1 protein-coding gene is annotated in these 441 nt (G+C 44.7%); it reads left to right on the forward strand.

Features of this window, described 5'->3' with window-relative positions; genetic code table 11:
• Window positions 1-169: 169 nt before the first annotated feature.
• On the forward strand, window positions 170-441 hold a 272-nt coding region (locus tag HC176_RS16615; RefSeq protein WP_167920117.1), incomplete at its 3' end, for an aminodeoxychorismate/anthranilate synthase component II.

Here is a 441-nt window from a genome sequence, read left to right on the forward strand (position 1 = left end):
GTGAGTTTGTAATCCTGCTTTTGAACTTCGGCTATTGTTGCTGCTTTAGAGAAACCTTCGATATCTTCGTAATCCTCCCCCGACCCCTCCGAAGGAGGGGAGTTAAACCACCCTGTTCGCCTGTCGCGCACACCCTCCTTAAAAAGGAGGAGAATTAAGAAGAATAAAAATGAAAAATAACGACAATAACTCAAAAAATTCCCTCCCCTTCGGGGAGAAAACTACAGTTCTTGTAATAGACAATTACGATTCCTTCGTTTACAATCTCGTCCATTATCTCGAGGAACTGGATTGTAGGGTGACTGTGCGACGGAATGATGAGCTGGATCTTGAGGAAATCGAGAAATATGATAAGATCATGCTTTCCCCCGGCCCGGGAATTCCCGATGAAGCGGTAATGCTAAAGCAGGTCATCTCCACCTATGCCTCCAAAAAAAGCAT

Source organism: Tamlana crocina, assembly GCF_012037625.1.